Source organism: Thioclava sp., assembly GCF_048263065.1.
In the GTDB taxonomy this organism is placed as follows: domain Bacteria; phylum Pseudomonadota; class Alphaproteobacteria; order Rhodobacterales; family Rhodobacteraceae; genus Thioclava.
Genome location: NZ_JBLXEM010000001.1, coordinates 403,518 through 419,883 on the forward strand (window position 1 = coordinate 403,518; position 16,366 = coordinate 419,883).

19 protein-coding genes are annotated in these 16,366 nt (G+C 57.1%); 12 read left to right on the forward strand and 7 right to left on the reverse strand.

Annotated features, from left to right (window positions below):
* Nucleotides 1-470: 470 nt before the first annotated feature.
* The 3 genes from rpsT to mutM form a co-directional block, all read right to left on the reverse strand.
* Complete coding sequence (rpsT, locus tag ACN0SD_RS02045) at nucleotides 471-737, reverse strand: 30S ribosomal protein S20 (protein WP_417806544.1); 267 nt, start codon at nucleotides 735-737, stop codon at nucleotides 471-473.
* Between the two features lie 206 nt (nucleotides 738-943).
* Nucleotides 944-1,720: an enoyl-CoA hydratase gene (locus tag ACN0SD_RS02050; protein WP_417806545.1), complete on the reverse strand. Its 777-nt coding sequence runs from the start codon at nucleotides 1,718-1,720 to the stop codon at nucleotides 944-946.
* A gap of 87 nt (nucleotides 1,721-1,807) precedes the next feature.
* A complete protein-coding gene (gene mutM, locus ACN0SD_RS02055; RefSeq protein WP_417806546.1) occupies nucleotides 1,808-2,653 on the reverse strand; it encodes a bifunctional DNA-formamidopyrimidine glycosylase/DNA-(apurinic or apyrimidinic site) lyase in 846 nt (281 codons plus the stop codon).
* Nucleotides 2,654-2,741: 88 nt separating this feature from the next.
* Between mutM and ubiE the strand changes: the two genes are divergently transcribed.
* Both ubiE and ubiB read left to right on the forward strand, forming a co-directional pair.
* The gene (ubiE, locus tag ACN0SD_RS02060; protein ID WP_417806547.1) at nucleotides 2,742-3,494 is read left to right on the forward strand and encodes a bifunctional demethylmenaquinone methyltransferase/2-methoxy-6-polyprenyl-1,4-benzoquinol methylase UbiE; all 753 of its coding nucleotides are present in this window, start codon (nucleotides 2,742-2,744) and stop codon (nucleotides 3,492-3,494) included.
* Nucleotides 3,495-5,024, forward strand: coding sequence for a 2-polyprenylphenol 6-hydroxylase (gene ubiB / locus ACN0SD_RS02065; protein ID WP_417806548.1), 1,530 nt, complete (start codon nucleotides 3,495-3,497; stop codon nucleotides 5,022-5,024). It abuts the gene before it with no gap.
* Nucleotides 5,025-5,038: 14 nt separating this feature from the next.
* Here the strand turns inward: ubiB and ACN0SD_RS02070 are convergent, their stop codons facing one another.
* Together ACN0SD_RS02070 and ACN0SD_RS02075 are read right to left on the reverse strand one after the other, a co-directional pair.
* Nucleotides 5,039-5,704: a flagellar hook capping FlgD N-terminal domain-containing protein gene (locus ACN0SD_RS02070; protein ID WP_417806549.1), complete on the reverse strand. Its 666-nt coding sequence runs from the start codon at nucleotides 5,702-5,704 to the stop codon at nucleotides 5,039-5,041.
* 10 nt (nucleotides 5,705-5,714) lie between these two features.
* Complete coding sequence (locus tag ACN0SD_RS02075) at nucleotides 5,715-7,718, reverse strand: flagellar hook-length control protein FliK (protein ID WP_417806550.1); 2,004 nt, start codon at nucleotides 7,716-7,718, stop codon at nucleotides 5,715-5,717.
* Nucleotides 7,719-7,828: 110 nt separating this feature from the next.
* On the opposite strand from ACN0SD_RS02075, the gene ACN0SD_RS02080 reads away from it, so the two are divergent.
* The 6 genes from ACN0SD_RS02080 (at nucleotide 7,829) to ACN0SD_RS02105 (ending at nucleotide 11,181) form a co-directional block, all read left to right on the forward strand.
* Nucleotides 7,829-8,128, forward strand: coding sequence for a rod-binding protein (locus tag ACN0SD_RS02080; protein ID WP_417806551.1), 300 nt, complete (start codon nucleotides 7,829-7,831; stop codon nucleotides 8,126-8,128).
* Nucleotides 8,115-8,459 (forward strand): hypothetical protein, encoded by a 345-nt coding sequence (locus tag ACN0SD_RS02085; RefSeq protein WP_417806552.1) that lies wholly within the window; start codon nucleotides 8,115-8,117, stop codon nucleotides 8,457-8,459. The genes ACN0SD_RS02080 and ACN0SD_RS02085 overlap by 14 nt, the downstream gene beginning before the upstream one ends.
* A gap of 214 nt (nucleotides 8,460-8,673) precedes the next feature.
* A complete protein-coding gene (locus ACN0SD_RS02090; protein ID WP_417806553.1) occupies nucleotides 8,674-9,501 on the forward strand; it encodes a flagellin in 828 nt (275 codons plus the stop codon).
* An 86-nt stretch (nucleotides 9,502-9,587) separates the two neighbouring features.
* On the forward strand, nucleotides 9,588-9,965 hold the full coding sequence (gene flaF / locus ACN0SD_RS02095) for a flagellar biosynthesis regulator FlaF (protein ID WP_417806554.1): 378 nt from the start codon (nucleotides 9,588-9,590) through the stop codon (nucleotides 9,963-9,965).
* A complete protein-coding gene (flbT, locus tag ACN0SD_RS02100) occupies nucleotides 9,962-10,366 on the forward strand; it encodes a flagellar biosynthesis repressor FlbT (RefSeq protein WP_417806555.1) in 405 nt (134 codons plus the stop codon). The genes flaF and flbT overlap by 4 nt, the downstream gene beginning before the upstream one ends.
* On the forward strand, nucleotides 10,363-11,181 hold the full coding sequence (locus tag ACN0SD_RS02105; protein ID WP_417806556.1) for a DUF1217 domain-containing protein: 819 nt from the start codon (nucleotides 10,363-10,365) through the stop codon (nucleotides 11,179-11,181). Before flbT ends, ACN0SD_RS02105 begins: the two co-directional genes overlap by 4 nt.
* A 3-nt stretch (nucleotides 11,182-11,184) precedes the next feature.
* Here the strand turns inward: ACN0SD_RS02105 and ACN0SD_RS02110 are convergent, their stop codons facing one another.
* The gene (locus tag ACN0SD_RS02110) at nucleotides 11,185-12,174 is read right to left on the reverse strand and encodes an asparaginase (protein WP_417806557.1); all 990 of its coding nucleotides are present in this window, start codon (nucleotides 12,172-12,174) and stop codon (nucleotides 11,185-11,187) included.
* A gap of 165 nt (nucleotides 12,175-12,339) precedes the next feature.
* Here ACN0SD_RS02110 and ACN0SD_RS02115 point away from each other — a divergent pair, with 165 nt between their 5' ends.
* A complete protein-coding gene (locus ACN0SD_RS02115) occupies nucleotides 12,340-12,861 on the forward strand; it encodes an invasion associated locus B family protein (protein ID WP_417806558.1) in 522 nt (173 codons plus the stop codon).
* 120 nt (nucleotides 12,862-12,981) lie between these two features.
* Nucleotides 12,982-14,163 carry a 23S rRNA (adenine(2503)-C(2))-methyltransferase RlmN gene (rlmN, locus tag ACN0SD_RS02120; RefSeq protein ID WP_417806559.1) on the forward strand — a complete coding sequence of 394 codons (1,182 nt, stop codon included), beginning with the start codon at nucleotides 12,982-12,984 and terminating at the stop codon, nucleotides 14,161-14,163.
* Nucleotides 14,164-14,172: 9 nt separating this feature from the next.
* On the opposite strand, the gene ACN0SD_RS02125 is transcribed toward rlmN, so the two are convergent.
* On the reverse strand, nucleotides 14,173-14,997 hold the full coding sequence (locus ACN0SD_RS02125) for an LOG family protein (protein WP_417806560.1): 825 nt from the start codon (nucleotides 14,995-14,997) through the stop codon (nucleotides 14,173-14,175).
* Nucleotides 14,998-15,079: 82 nt separating this feature from the next.
* On the opposite strand from ACN0SD_RS02125, the gene dapD reads away from it, so the two are divergent.
* Together dapD and ACN0SD_RS02135 are read left to right on the forward strand one after the other, a co-directional pair.
* A complete protein-coding gene (gene dapD, locus ACN0SD_RS02130) occupies nucleotides 15,080-15,907 on the forward strand; it encodes a 2,3,4,5-tetrahydropyridine-2,6-dicarboxylate N-succinyltransferase (protein ID WP_417806561.1) in 828 nt (275 codons plus the stop codon).
* On the forward strand, nucleotides 15,907-16,272 hold the full coding sequence (locus tag ACN0SD_RS02135; RefSeq protein WP_417806562.1) for a hypothetical protein: 366 nt from the start codon (nucleotides 15,907-15,909) through the stop codon (nucleotides 16,270-16,272). The genes dapD and ACN0SD_RS02135 overlap by 1 nt, the downstream gene beginning before the upstream one ends.
* Nucleotides 16,273-16,366: the final 94 nt, after the last annotated feature.

Genomic DNA, 16,366 nt, shown 5'->3' on the forward strand with positions numbered 1-16,366 from the left:
CATCAAATACACACATCAGGTGCGACGCGTGTCACCTTGGGCGGAGAACGGTCAAAGCGGATGGCAGCCGCTTAAACCACGCAACGGGACATAGCTGACCACCCGACAAAAGTCGGTGGCAGCATTACCTGCCGAAGCCAAAGGGCAGAGGCCCTATAGAATCGGAATCGTATTTTTCCAGACCGAGGTTACGGCGTTACTTTATTGAAACGGCAGACTTATTACCGCCCTCGTTAGCAGAAAAATACGTTATGTCCCCCAAGGCGACGTGAATCGCTTGGTGAAACTAGCAATTCGGTGAGCGCGCAGGCAACTGACCTTTTCACTTGACGGCGGATTTCCGAAAACGAATCTGACAAGGCTGCGCAAAAAGGCAACACTGGTATGGCAAGTCCATGAAAAGTTTATAAAAATAAAAAAGAGCGCCAAGCTGGCGCCCTTATTCGAAAGTTTTATTCGCTTTTTACGATTTAAATCGAAAGAGCTTTCACCCGCGAGGCGAGACGCGACATTTTACGCGACGCGGTATTCTTGTGAACGACGCCCTTGGTCACGCCCCGCATCAATTCGGGCTGAGCCGCGCGCAACGCGGTGGTCGCCGCTTCCTGATCGCCCGAAGCGATCGCTTCTTCGACTTTACGCAGGTAGGTGCGGATACGCGAACGGCGCGCTTTGTTGACGTCTTGACGGCGCTCGTTCTGACGGGCGCGTTTTTTGGACTGGGGCGTGTTTGCCATGGTGTTCTTCCACTTTCCGGGTCTGTTCAAATATCAAAATTGCACGACAGCCCGGGTTCCAGCGAACCTAGTTGATTCTAGCCTAAGCGGGCTCCACGCGCATGTAAGCGGCGTCTTTAAGGCAAGAACGTTGCGAAGGAAACCCCCGAAAATGCGAAACGGGGCCAAAGCCCCGTCTGCATCGTCACAATGCTGCGCTGCACATCTTACTTGTCGCGAAACTGCGGCTCGCGCTTTTCAAGGAAGGCCGCCATGCCCTCTTTCTGGTCCTCGGTTGCAAACAGCCCGTGAAACAAGCGGCGCTCAAACAAAATGCCCTCGTGCAGTGTCGTTTCATACGAACGATTTACCGCCTCTTTCGCGGCTGCGGTGGCGAGCATGGATTTTTCGCCGATCTTTTTCGCGGCGGCCATCGCTTCGGAGATCAGCTTGGCATTGGGCACAACGCGGCTGACTAGCCCCGAGCGCTCGGCTTCAGCTGCATCCATGAAGCGCCCGGTGAGGTGCATATCCATTGCCTTCGCCTTGCCAACAAAGCGCGTCAGGCGCTGTGTGCCGCCAATCCCGGCGATAACGCCGAGGTTGATTTCGGGTTGGCCGAATTTCGCGCTTTCCGAACAAATGATGAAATCGCACATCAGTGCCAATTCACAGCCGCCGCCAAGCGCATAGCCCGACACCGCAGCGATGATCGGCTTGCGCGTGCGGGTGATGGCCTCGGATTCGGGGCCGAAATAATCAGACGTGAACATGTCCACAAAGCTTTTTTCCGACATCTCTTTGATGTCGGCGCCTGCGGCAAACGCTTTGTCCGAGCCGGTAATGACGATGCAGCGCACCTTGTCATTTTCATCCGCCGATTTCAGCGCATCCGCCAATTCCCCCAGCAATTGGGCGTTCAGCGCATTCAGCGCGTCCGGGCGGTTGAGCCGGATCAGGGCGACGTAATCCTCAATCTCGACGATCAGGGTCTGGTAGGCCATTCGGTCTTGCCTTTCCTTAACTTTGAACGGGAGTCCTATCAGGTGAGAAGGCCAAATCAAGCGTCTTGTTTGCGCCAACGCGTGACGTCACTTTTGGCATTGCGGGCAGAAAAAGCTGGAACGCCCGGCCTGTACGATGCGACGGATTGGTGTGGCGCAATGCTGGCAGGGGGCGTCTTCACGGTCATAGACATGAAAGCTGTGTTGAAAATATCCCAGTTCGCCATCCGCTTGGCGGTGATCGCGCAGGCTTGATCCGCCTGCCTCAATAGCCTCGCTGAGAACGTCGCGAACGATCGGCACGAGGCTGGCAATGCGTTGATTAGAAATGCGTTTGGCCTGACGGCGCGGATCAATTCCGGCCCGATGTAGCACCTCGCAGACGTAGATATTGCCCAGCCCCGCGACGACATGCTGATCGAGTAGCGCGGATTTGATCGGCGTGGCGCGGCGTTTAAGTGCCTCGATCAGATAATCCTCGTGAAAGTCATTGCCAAAGGGTTCGGGCCCCAGCCCTGACAGCAGCCAATGCGCCGCCTCACGATCGGTGCGCACCAGATCCATCGCGCCAAAACGGCGGGCATCGTTAAACGTCACGCGCGCACCGCCTTCCATGTACAGCACGACATGGTCATGTTTCAAAGGCGCGGGATGATCGAGATGGAACTCTCCCAGAATCACGCCCGACACCATCATCCGCCCCGACATGCCCAGATGAATCAGCAGGCTCTCGCCGGTATCAAGGTCAGCGAGGATATATTTTGAGCGTCGCCGCAACCGCTCTACCGTAACCCCGGCCAAGCGTTCTGCCATCCGTTCAGGCAAAGGCCAGCGCAGATCGGGGCGGTTGACCTCGGCCCGCTCGATCCGTGCACCTTCCATCGCCGGGGCAAGGCCGCGTCGCACCGTTTCGACCTCGGGCAGTTCGGGCATTGTTCACTCCTGTCGCATTGTAATGGCCGGAAGGGCTCTTATAAGAAGGGGGAGAATTCAGGATCGGCAAGGGCTTGAGAGCGAAAACATGAGCGCAGACACCTCCAAGACAACGCATTTCGGTTTTAAGACGGTGGATGAGGATGCCAAGGCCGGTATGGTTCATGGCGTTTTCTCGCGCGTGGCCTCGAAATACGACATTATGAATGACCTGATGAGCGTCGGGATTCACCGGGTCTGGAAAGACGCGATGATGGACTGGCTGGCCCCACGTCCGGGCCAGCAATTGCTGGACGTGGCAGGCGGCACAGGCGATGTCGCGTTTCGGTTTTTGAAGCGCGCAGGCCATGCCCACGCCACCGTTTGCGACATGACAGAGCCGATGTTAATCGAAGGGCGCAAACGCGCCGAGGCCGAGAGCATGGCCGACAGTCTCGACTGGGTTGTGGGCGATGCGATGGCGCTGCCCTTCGCTGATAATAGCTTCGATGTTTACACGATTTCCTTCGGGATTCGGAATGTGACTCGCATCGCAGACGCCTTGGCCGAGGCATATCGCGTGCTGCGTCCGGGCGGGCGGCTGACGGTGCTGGAGTTCAGCCAGCTTCCGAATGACATGATGCAGAAGGCTTACGATCTGTATTCCTTCAACATCATTCCCAAGATGGGCGAAATCGTGGCCGGGGATCGTGACAGCTATCAGTATCTGGTCGAATCGATCCGCAAGTTCCCCGATCAACAAAGCTTCGCGACGATGATCCGGGCGGCTGGCTTCGGCAATGTCAGCTATCGAAATCTCTCGCTTGGAATTGCGGCGCTGCATTCCGGCTGGAAGCTATAAATGCGCGGACCGCATAATATCTGGCGCTTGATTCGTACCGGCGCGACCTTCGTGCGCTCTCGGGCGATGCAACAGGCGCTTGAAGCGATGGACGCGCCGCCCCGGTTGCGCGCCTTGGCCTATGGCATCAGCTGGCCGTTCGCGTGGCTTGGCTACAAGGGCGACGAATCCCTACCACCGGTGACGCGGGCGATTACGGCGTTGGGGCCCGCCTATATCAAATTTGGGCAGATTCTATCGACGCGGCCCGATGTCGTGGGCGAGGAACTTGCCGACCAGCTGCGGGTGTTGCAAGACAAGCTGCCGCCCTTTGATAGCGCGATTGCAAAGCGGATGATCGCCGAAGAATTGGGGGCTTCCGCAGACGAACTGTTTATAGAGTTTTCCGAACCCGTTGCGGCGGCGTCAATCGCGCAGGTCCATTCCGCACGGCGCGCCGATACCGGGAAACAGGTTGCTGTGAAGGTGCTGCGCCCAGGGATCGAACGTGCGTTTAGTCGCGATATCGATGCGTTCCATTTCGCGGCGGGCATGATCGAGCGGCTCTCGCCTGCCTCGCGGCGTCTGCGCCCAACCGAGGTCGTCAAGCATTTCGAATCGGTGGTGATGGGTGAGTTGGATTTGCGGTTGGAGGCCTCGGCCGCCTCGCAATTCGGGGCCAATACCAAAGGCGATCCGGGGTTCAAAGTGCCCCAACCTGTCTGGCATCTGTCTGCCAAGCGCGTGATGGTTCTGGACTGGGCCGAAGGTCTGCCAATGGGCGATCGCGCGGCTCTGGTGGCTGCCGGGCATGATACGCAGGCGCTTGGCGAGCGTGTGTTGCAACTGTTTCTTAGCCACGCGCTGCGCGACGGGTATTTCCACGCCGACATGCATCACGGCAATCTCAAGGTCGCGGCAAATGGCGATATTTTGGCTTATGATTTCGGCATCATGGGGCAGATCGACGAATACACGCGCCGGGTCTATGCCGAAATTCTGATGGGCTTCATCCAGCGTGATTACCGCCGTGTTGCCGAGGTCCATTTCGAGGCGGGCTATGTTTCTGCCGATCAGGACGTCGAAGATTTTGCACTGGCTCTGCGCGCGGTCGGCGAGCCGATCTTTGGGATGGATGCCGGGCATATCTCAATGGCGCGCTTGCTTGCCTATCTGTTTGAGGTGACCGAGCGTTTCGGAATGCAGACCCGCACGGAACTGATCTTATTGCAGCGCACTATGGTTGTGGTTGAGGGCGTGGCGCGGTCGCTTCATCCTACAATCAATATGTGGGAAGTGGCCCATCCCGTTGTCGAGAAATACATTCGTGAAAACTTGGGGCCGCGTGCAGCGCTGCGCGATTTGCGCCGCACGTTTCAGGTGTTGGCGCGCTTTGGGCCGGAATTGCCGGATCTGCTCAAGGCCAGCTTGCGCAGACAGACCGAGCCGACTGTCACACCACCGGCCCCGCGCCGTTGGCCCTATGTTCTGCTAGGGGCCGGCGCGATGGGGCTTGTCATGATCGGGGTGATTTTGGGCGATCTTCTTTAGCCCTCGCGCAAGCTTCAACCCTCGCGCAGGGCGTTTACAGCGCTGGTCGCAATGACCGTACCGCCCCTTAGGATCAGTTGCGTGCCATCTGCGCTGCCTTGCGCCTCGGTAATGCGGCCATAGGTTTCGACTGTGCTCGTATCGATCAGCGTTCCGCTATTGTAGCTTTCGAGACTGAACGAATAGAGCCCCTCCGGAAGCGTGCCGCCAGAACCGTCCTGCCCCGCCCATGATAACTGCTCATTGGTTGTCGAGATGGCTTCGCGCGAGATCGCGTTGCCGTTGGCATCCGTCACTACCAACACAGTCTGATCCGCGCCGCGAACGGGGTTAGGGGCCAGCGTCACCGGGCTGCTGCCATCAAACCAAGCGGGCGCTTCTGTGCGCGCCTCCATACCGACCCATCCCGCCAATTCCGACATGCCTGAAGCACCGAGTTGCGCGGCCAGAGATTCCAACAGATCGTTGGTTTTCACCTGCTGCTCGACCCCTGAAAAGGTCGCCAATTGTGTGGCATAATCGGTGCTGTCGACCGGATTTAGCGGATCTTGGTTTTGCAACTGCGCGGTCAGCATCGTCAGAAAAGTTTGGAAATCTGCACTGATTTCCGAACGCGAACTGGTGCTCGACTGGTTTGCAGTTGTGGTCGTCGTGGCGGCGACAGAGGAAATAGTGGTCATTTGCGGTCTCCTAGATGCGCAGATCAAGCCCAGAGGCATTCGCGTCATGCGGGGTCTTGGGGGCGTGGGGAATGGGTGCGACGGTCTCAACGTTACGATTGCCACCGCTGTTGAGGCCCTGTGCCGTGGCTTCGGACTCGGCTTGACCGGAATGCTGCTGGGGGTGATCGCCGAAATTGAAACTCAACTCGCTATAACCCAGATCGCGCATGTCGGCGGCGAGCATGCCGATATTTCGCCGCATTAGATCAAGCGTCTCGGGCCGCTCAGCTTGCACAGTCACGACCATGCCGTGTTCTGACGCATGCAAAACCAGTCGAACTTTTCCCAACTCTTCGGGGGAAAGCGCGATCTCCACAGGTTGATCTCCCATCTGGACAACGGTAGCCGCGATTTGACGGCTGACAGATTGGGCCATGGTAGGTGCTGTCAAACTGATGTTTCCGATTGCCTCGCCACGCGCGGCGGCGGTGGCATGGGCCGCGACTGCGGTATCGGAGGGAACATCATCGATCGGATCGAATCTCGTCTCGTCGTCCTGTAAGCGCGTCGCGATATTTTGGGCCGCTTGCGGATTATTGGACAGCATTGTGCTCGCAGCTTGTGGGGCTGCCGCACTTATCTGCGAGTGAGACGCAGAAGCCTGCGGAGACGTGGCAAGTCGATCTAGCCGTGCGTCTGTACGCGTCTCGCCAACGGCAGAAAAATCACGAGACAGCGCAGGTTCAAGCAGTGAGGTATCGTCGGATGCTGGCCCTGATTGTGGTGCAAGAAACGCCGCATTTATTGACCCGCTCTGAGCCTTGCGAATGGCACTCACCTGAAATGGTGTGCTCGTCATCCCGAGCTCAGGCTCAGCACCAGATTGGGGCGTGGCACCCTGTAGTGGCGCAGGTTGCGTGGTTGTGCTGGCTTCGGTCTGGGCCGCCAGTAACTGTGCGCCACGCGCCTGAGGGGCATTAATATTTGCCCCGTTCGAATCGGACTGGATCGTCGCGGCGTGGGCGAGGACGTGGCGCGTGGCATACTGCAAAGATGCCGCCTGTTGCTCGGCTCCGGGCACTTGCGTGGACGGGGCAGCATTGGGCAAAGTCGTCAAATTGGCGATAGGAGGCTGCTCCGGCATCGCGACCATCCGATCATGCGTCAAGCCAAGGCTATTATCGGGTAAGTCTTGAAAGGCTGGCTTTAGGGCGTCTGATAAAGCCTTATTCTGAGAAATACTCTGTTCAAGCCGAGCACCAGATGCGAAGCCTTTTCCGGGAGTCGAGATGTCGGAGCGATTGGGTATCGTCTTCAGCGGGTTTTGTGCGACCGCTTCCCCATCCGTCGTCATCGATGCGGGTTTCGTCACTAGGGCTTCATTGTCCAGCAGATCACCTATCGGCGTTTGCTGCGACTGACGCCCGGCATTGTGAGCACCGTCAAGCGACGTGACAGCTGTTTCGAGTGGCGCCGCTGTACGCGCCAGCGCTTCTGCAGACGAACTCGGCAGAGCCGTCGTGGCCAATTCTGTGTTAATGAACTGGAAGGCCGTTTGAGTCGGATCGTATGGCGACATCTGACTTAACGAATTCGTTTGCGTCGCGTCCGTGATTGCAGCTGCCAAGTTCCTCTCGCCGGTATTCGATGCAAGGTTGGCGAACGAATGTTCTAGTGGCATCTGTACGGCCAGATTCAGAAGTGAAGTATCGTCGAAATTCGGCTTGCCCGCGAAGGCGCCACGCCCTTCGCTTGCCTGTTTTGACGTTGAATTCGGTGCCTGGGCCAATGTGTGAATGAGTTGCCCCGTGGAATTGGAAGCAATCTCGACATCTTCGGCCCTGCCAGCCGGATCCTGTTGCACAGCATTTTTCCACTGCTCTTGCCGCCCGACGGACGTCGGCCCCCTAAGCCCAAACTCGAGAGAAAAGTGCATGTCAGGCGAGGCCGATTGAGGCCATGCCGCGCTGACATCTCGATTCGATGGCGCGGTTTTCACTGTCAGCATGTCTCGGGTGGCAAGTGGAATCATGATTCTCACGACTTTCTGTCTGCGGCTGTCCCAACATGTCAGCAGAGAGTTACTGATTCTTTACCCCGCCATGGCACATTCAAAAAAAATAGCATCAATCGGAGCCATCCATGACCCTGACTCAACCGATCCCGCTAGGTGGCGCGCCACTCTCCTCAAAGACAAAACACGAGGAGACGATGCGCGCGGCTGCGATCGAACTTGAGGCAAACTTTCTGGCCGAGATGCTGAAACACGCAGGTCTTGGAGAGATGGAGGGCGCGTTCAGCGGGGGCGTGGGCGAAGAGCAATTCGCCTCATTCCTGCGTCAGGAGCAGTCACAGCTCATGGCCGGGGCGGGTGGAATTGGTCTGGCGGAAACAATTTTTGAGGCGATGAAAGCGCGAGAGGATGAAAATGTACGAAACTGAAAATGACAAAACGGCGGAGTTGATCGATTTGCTGCGTCTTGAGAGAGATGCGATTCGCACGGGCGATTTTTCGAGCCTCGCAGAGATGGCGAATCGTAAGGAGATTCTGATTGCCGAGTTGGCGGGGGCTGATCCCACGCGCCTTGAGGAGTTGAAAAGCACTGCGGCAGAAAACCATCGCCTGCTGGCGGCCGCATTGCAGGGCGTGCGCGCGGCGCAGCGTCGTTTGAAAGCAATTCTAAGCGCCTCCAAAGGGTTCAACGCTTATGATAAATCCGGCAAGATGAACCCGATCCGGCGCGGCGATGGCTCTCTCGAACATCGTGTATAAGCCATTAATCATTAAAGAAAATTCTATCGAATTAGGGCCGGCCACAGCGCCGGCCTTAGCAATTCATTAGGGCAAGCTGTGCAATCTAGCCCTGCATCACAGGTGATGGCGCGTCGCGATAAATCGCTGCGCAAAGGTCAGAATGACATGAGCGCCGTTTCAAAGAACGGTTTGGAAAATCTGGCGTAAAGCGCCAAAAACTTAGGAATATGATATGTCCAGCATTCTGACGAACAGCAGTGCCATGGTTGCACTGCAAACTCTCAAAGGCATCAATTCTAATCTGGCGAGCACGCAATCGGAAATCTCGACCGGTAAATCGATTGCCGGGGCAAAAGACAACGCAGCCATCTGGGCCATCTCGAAAGTGATGGAATCAGATGTCAGCGGCTTCAATGCCATTTCGGATTCGTTGGCACTAGGTGAATCAACGGTGGCCGTTGCAGTGGACGGCGCAGAGCAGATCACTGATCTTCTTCAGCAAGTTAAAGAGAAAATCGTATCGGCTACAGGAACGAACGTTGACCACACTAAGATCACAGCCGAAGTGACTGAGCTCACGAATCAGGTCACATCTATCATCAGCGGTTCGCAATTCAACGGCTCCAACCTTCTCAACACAGAGGGGGCGGCGGGTATCAAAATTCTCTCATCGATTGATCGTGCTGCCGACAATAGTGTGAGCGCACAGTTTATTGATGTCGCGTCGGTTGACTTCGAAGCGAATCTTGACCTGTCCGACATCGACGTGTCCGATGCGACTGCTGCGAACACGTCACTTGCGGCGATCGAGACCCACATTCAGACGGCTGTGAGTGGCGCTGCTGCCTTGGGTGCTTCGGCTGCCCGTCTGGACAACCAGAGCAGCTTTGTGGGCAAGGTAGTGGATGCGATGACGAACGGTATCGGCTCGCTCGTCGATGCTGACATGGAAGAGGCTTCGGCCCGTTTGCAAGCGCTTCAAACCCAGCAGCAGTTGGGTATTCAGGCGCTGTCGATTGCCAACCAGCAACCGCAGAACATCCTGTCGCTGTTCCGCTAATAAAAAATCGGGGCGCCGAATCCGGCGCCCCCTTTCGCCGCGGCAAAGCCGCGATTTGATGGCTTCAGTCACAGGAAGGATTTCCCGTGTTCGCTACAACCTTGGCCAAAACGGCCTATGCAAACCCCGAACAACCCGCGCGTACCGCGCGCGGCACCGAGTTCGAAGTATTTGCGCGTATCACACGGCGGTTGAAACAAGCTGCCGACGCCGGAAAGGCGCAATTTCCCGCCCTCGCAACTGCGGTTTATGACAACCGCAAGCTTTGGACGGTGCTCGCGTCAGATGTTGCCGATCCTGAAAATGAACTACCCAACGATCTGCGCGCGCGATTGTTTTATCTCAACAAGTTCACGCAGACCCATAGCCGCAAGGTTTTGGCGGGGGAGGCCACGGTTGATATTCTGATTGAAATCAACACGTCGATCATGCGCGGTCTCCGCCAAGAGGGGGGCGCGGCATGAGCGGTCTTGTTCTAAAACTTGCTCCCAAAGAGCGGGTGCTGATCAACGGCGCAGTGATCGAAAATGGCGAGCGCCGCTCGCGGCTTGCGATCATGACACCCAACGCGCACATCTTGCGGCTTCGCGATGCGATCCACCCTGAAGAGGTCAACACCCCGGTGCGGCGCGTCTGTTATATCGCGCAGCTCGTGCTGTCTGGAGATGCCGAGCCAGAAGACGCCAAAATGCAACTTCTTCGCGGCATCGAACAGCTAAGCCAAGTGCTAACAGATTTTGATAGTCGTGCGCAGTTGAACTCGGCAAGCCACGCGGTGCTGGAAGGGCAGCCCTATCAAGCGCTAAAATTCCTGCGCAGCCTTCTGCCACGGGAGGCGCGGCTTTTGGCCGCTCATCCACAATGAGCTATCAGCCGATCATTCCGTTCACGGGGTTCGCCGGGTGGAGTTTCCTCAATCGCACGATGGAGAAGCAGCAAGCGGCGTTTTCCAACTCAAGCGATATACAACGCAACGAGGATTATTTTCGCGAAAAGATCGGCTCTATCACGACTGCTCAAGAGCTGGTGGATGATCGCCGGCTCTTGACGGTTGCGCTGGGCGCATTCGGCCTAGACGATGATATCGACAATAAGTTTTTCATTCGCAAAGTTCTGGATGAAGGCTCGCTCGATACCGATTCGCTTGCGAATAAGCTGTCCGACAAGACTTACCTCGCTTTGACGCAAGCTTTCGGGTTTGGTGACTATACTATTCCACGCACGACACTATCGAATTTTTCAGACGAGATACTGGCGCAATACGAAACGCGCCAATTCGAAATCGCGGTCGGTGATAGCGATAATGACATGCGTCTTGCTTTGACGTTGCAGCGCGATTTGCCCGAACTCGCTGCCAAAGTTAATTCAGAAACGACAAAATGGTATACCATTATCGGGTCTTCGACGATGAGTAGCGTGTTCCAGACGGCGCTCGGCCTGCCAAGTAGTGTTGGTTCGCTAGATGTAGATGCGCAGGTGCGGATGTATTCAGCAAAGTCCAAGCAGCTTTATGGCTCCACCGACCCGGCGCAATTTAGCGATGGCAACAAACTTGAAAAGCTCACGCGCGACTTTTTGCTGCGCTCGCAACTCAGCACGACTAGCGCAATCAGCTCAAGCGATGCGGCACTAACTTTGCTGCAAAACGCCTCAAGTGGAAGCCTGTCGCTACTGCTCTAGCGATCAGCCAAATCCCGGTGCAATGCGAATTTCCCCGGTAACGATGCCACGCCAGTTTTTTTGCGCGCCGGTAAGCCACGTCTCTACCGTCGGATGATTGCGATCCAGTACGCCCTGCCGGATCAGCAATGCCGTAATTGCGGCTTCCGAGGCGCGCGTCGCGCCATCCACAATCTTGAGGGCGATGCCGCGCTTTTGTTCCGGTAGGATCGCTATATAAACCGCTTCCGCACCGGTTTTCACCGCCACCTTTCCCCCCATCGCGCGCATCAATTCCGTGCAGGCACGCCCGTCATTGGCGACCATTTCAGGGAAGGTCGCCATCGCTTGGGTCAGGCGGGCGGCGGCGCGCTCTCGCGTTGAACCCTCAGGGTTGGCGGCTGCAAACAATTGCATCGCGCGTGCCAACCCCGTCACCGTCGTTGCAAAATTTGGCGCGGAACAACCGTCAATCCCGAACCCCGGAGAGGTCACATCCGTCACTTCCTCAAACACCGTTTTGATCGTTTGCTGGAGTGGATGGGTAACCTCGACATATTCCGAGCCACCGCGCAAATGTCGGTTGAGCGTGAGAAATCCGACATGTTTGCCTGAACAATTGTTGTGCAACTGACAGGGCGCTTCATGCGAGCAGACCAGTCGCGTTTTTTCGGCCGTATCCCATGGCATATGGGTGCCACAGCGCAAGTCTTCCTCGCGCATACCCAAACCTGCTAGCCACTCAGCCGCCGCATCGCGATGTAAAGCTGCACCAGAATGGCTGGCGCAGGCGAAGGCCAGTTGGCGTTCGCTCAACCCTGCGGCATCTGCCGCGCCGCTCTCGACCAAGGGCAAAGCTTGGATCATCTTCACGGATGAACGCGGAAAAATTACGGCTTCAGGATCGCCCCAGGCTGCTTCGATCCCGTCGGGTCCGAAGACAACAGCGTGACCCGAGTGGAAGGATTCCAGCATCCCGCCACGCCAAAACTCGATCATCGGTGCCGCTGCCATTTTCAAACTCCTCATCTTATGCGCGATTTCTCGCCAACCAGGGGTTTTCCCTCTAGGCATTTATCGGTTAAACAGGTGTTATCGAGTGGAAAACGCATCCGCCAGCAAGAAAAGGGTGATCAGCCCGGGCGATGCAGAGGCAAATGGCAGCTGGAGGCTGTAAGCATGAAAAATATGTGTCTGCGGGTCGTGACCGTGATTGGGCTCACATTTGGGGTGGCGCATAGTGCGGTCGCGCAAGAAAGCACCAATCGGGTCGCTGCTGAAACCGATTGGAGTGTCTTTGTCGACGACAATCCCAAAGAGTGTTGGGGCGTGTCCAAACCGAAGAAAACGGTCAACACCAAGGACGGTAAAGTTGTGCAAGTGCGCCGTGGCGATATCTTGCTCTTCGTGACCTATCGCCCCGGCAAGGCGCCAGAAATTTCGTTCCGTGGCGGGTATCCCTTCGCGTCGGGTTCGACGGTCGAGTTGGACGTAAGCGGAAATAAATTCACGCTTTTCACTGATGGTGAAGGTGCGTGGGCTGGTTCTCCGGGTGAGGATGCCAAAGTGGTCGCCGCGCTCAAATCGGGCAGCGAAGTGACCCTCACGGCACATTCAGGCCGGGGCACCCAGACCAAAGATACGTTCTCATTGATGGGCTTTACCGCTGCCACAGACGAGGCCGCGACGCGCTGCAAATAAGCGCCGCGAAATTCAATAATGCGCCCTGGCCGCTGGTCGGGGCGTTATTTTTTTGGTTTTCCGCTACACGCGCGGGGGCGAATCCCCTATATGAGGCCCTTGATTTCGAGGAAACGCGCCATGACCCAGCCCAATGCACCGATCACGCAAGACGTGCACACCATTCCGCGCAAATTGCCCGAGGGCGGAAAGATCAATCTTGTCGGCTTGACGCGTGCGCAGTTGCGCGATGCATTGATCGAAGCGGGAACGCCCGAAAAGCAGGCGAAAATGCGGTTGGGGCAGATCTGGCAATGGATATATCATTGGGGCGTGCGCGACTTTGCTTTGATGACCAATCTCGCCAAAGATTACCGTGCGATGTTGGCGGAAAAGTTTGAAATCACTCTGCCCGAGATCGTCACGAAACAGGTCTCGACTGACGGGACGCGCAAATATCTGCTGCGCATCGCGGGCGGGCATGAGGTCGAGGCGGTTTATATCCCCGAAGACTCGCGCGGTACGTTGTGCATTTCCAGTCAGGTCGGTTGCACGCTTACCTGTTCGTTCTGCCACACCGGCACGCAAAAACTTGTGCGCAATCTGACGCCGGGTGAGATCGTCGGGCAGGTGATGGTGGCGCGCGATGATCTGGGAGAGTGGCCCGAGCAGAACACCCCCAAGAACGAGACGCGTTTGATCAGTAATGTCGTGCTGATGGGCATGGGCGAGCCGCTGTATAATTTCGACAATGTGCGCGATGCGATGCAGGTCGTGATGGACAATGAGGGACTGACATTGTCGCGCCGTCGGATCACCCTGTCGACCTCGGGCGTGGTGCCGGAAATCGCCAAGACGGCCGAGGAAATCGGCTGTCTCTTGGCAGTGTCTTTCCACGCGACCACCGATGAGGTGCGCGATCGTTTGGTGCCGATCAACAAGCGTTGGAACATCGAGACGCTGCTGAATACGCTGCGCGAGTATCCCCGGTTGTCTAATTCCGAACGCATCACGTTTGAATATGTCATGCTCAAGGGGATCAACGATAGCGACGAAGATGCCCATCGTTTGGTCAAACTGATCAAGGGTATTCCCGCGAAGATCAACCTGATCCCGTTCAACGAATGGCCCGGCGCGCCTTATGAACGCTCTGACTATCAGCGCATCGAAAGCTTTTCCGAGATTATCTACAAGGCCGGTTACGCCAGCCCGATCCGCACCCCGCGCGGCGAGGATATCATGGCCGCCTGTGGCCAGTTGAAATCCGCAACCGAGCGGTCGCGCAAATCCAAGGCGCAGATCGCGGCCGAGACGGGGCTGTAAGCCACCACCTCAGGCGCAGTTCTCGTAATCCCAACCGTCGATGATTGCCACCGCCTCTTCGGCGGTTTCGACGAAGCTCACGAGATCCAGATCTTCGGGCGAAATCGTGCCCGCTTCTTTAAGACGCTCCCAGTTGATGATCTCGCACCAGAACTCGCGACCAAATAGGATGAAGGGGATCTTCGCCATTCGCTTCGTCTGGATCAGGGTCAGTGCCTCGAACATTTCATCAAGCGTCCCAAACCCACCGGGAAAGACGCAAACTGCCTTGGCGCGCATCAGGAAATGCATCTTTCGGATCGCGAAATAGTGGAAGTTGAAGGCCAGATCGGGCGTCACGAATTCATTGGGCGCCTGTTCATGGGGCAGCACAATGTTAAGCCCGATGGATTGACCGCCCGCCTCGTGTGCGCCGCGATTGCCCGCCTCCATCACGCCGGGCCCGCCCCCGGTGCAGATCACGTTCTGGCGGCCATAATCCTGCATCGAACGTTCAGTCATCTCCTGCGCGAATTTCCGTGCCTCGTTGTAATAACGGGTCAGTTCCGCCAAATAGGGCGTCTTGGCGCTATCTTTGTTTTCGGGTGCGGGAATGCGGGCGCCGCCAAACATCACGATCGTGCTTTCGATCCCGCGCTCGTCCAAAATTAACTGCGGTTTCAGCAACTCCAGTTGCAGCCGCACCGGGCGCAGCTCTTCGCGCATCAGGAAATCGGTGTCGGTAAAGGCAAGCCGATAAGCGGGCGCGCGCGTTTGCGGCGTATCGGGGATGCGGTTCGCGGCGGCAGCGTCTTCTTGGCTGTCGCGGAACGGGTGGCGGCGATCGTCTTTCATACTAGTCCTGCTCATTGCGCGTTTGGCTTTGACCAACTATAGGCTGATCTCGATAAAGGCCACCTGAAAGAGGAAGATCGACATGTCCAACGCCGCGCTGGAAACTGCTATCGAAGCCGCTTGGGAAGCCCGCGACACGATCACGCCCGCGACCAAAGGCGCGATGCGCGAGGCGATCGAGGACACGCTGAACGCTCTGGACAGCGGTAAGTTGCGCGTGGCCGAAAAGCAGGAAGACGGCAATTGGCATGTCAATCAATGGGCGAAAAAGGCGGTTCTGCTGGGCTTTCGCCTGAAAGACATGGAGATGCAGTCGGGTGGTCCGCAAGGCAGCAGCTGGTATGACAAGGTCGACAGCAAATTCGCCGGTTGGGGCGAGAACCAGTGGAAGTCTGCAGGCTTCCGCGCGGTGCCCAACGCGGTGGTGCGTCGCTCGGCCTATATCGCGCCGGGCGCGGTTCTGATGCCGTCCTTCGTCAATCTCGGTGCCTATGTCGATACCGGCACAATGGTGGATACTTGGGTGACAGTTGGATCCTGCGCGCAGATCGGCAAGAACGTGCACCTCTCGGGCGGCGTCGGAATTGGCGGCGTGCTGGAGCCGATGCAGGCTGGCCCCACGATCATCGAGGATAACTGCTTTATCGGCGCGCGGTCCGAAGTGGTCGAAGGCTGCATCATCCGCGAAGGCTCGGTGCTGGGCATGGGCGTTTATATCGGCCAGTCGACCAAGATCGTGGACCGCGAAACCGGCAATGTGACCTACGGCGAAGTGCCGCCCTATTCGGTGGTCGTGTCGGGTACGATGCCCTCGAAAAATGGCATCAACCTCTATTGCGCGGTGATCGTGAAGCGCGTCGACGCCAAGACGCGCTCGAAAACCGGCATCAATGATTTGTTGCGTGATTGATGGCCGACAATCCCGAAAAACCCGCTAAAAAACCGTCTCGCCAGCAGGTCTTTACCCTGCTGGTCGAGGTCGGGCGTGCGCCGAATGATGGTTTACCCAAAGGGGCCTCGGGGGCGGGCTTGCTGTGCTATGCGAGCGGCGTCGATGAGGCCGAGGCGGTGCGCGAAACCGTTGCGATCCTCAAGCAGGCTGATCTAGCACCGCTTGATGTGACGGGCTACGGAACGATTGCCGAGCGCGAAGAGCAGGGCCATGAAATCCCCGATGAGGAACGCGAATTGATGGATCGCGCGCTGGCCGAGAACTCTGTGATCGTCGCGCAGATGACGCCTTATTACGGCGATGAGAAAAAGCCTTTGCAATAAACCGCCCGGCGCGACGAGTTCCGTTGTAACGCGCCATGCGCCTGTTAGACTGTTTCGAAATGGCAAACATTCGGGCAGAACATGGCAAACCTTT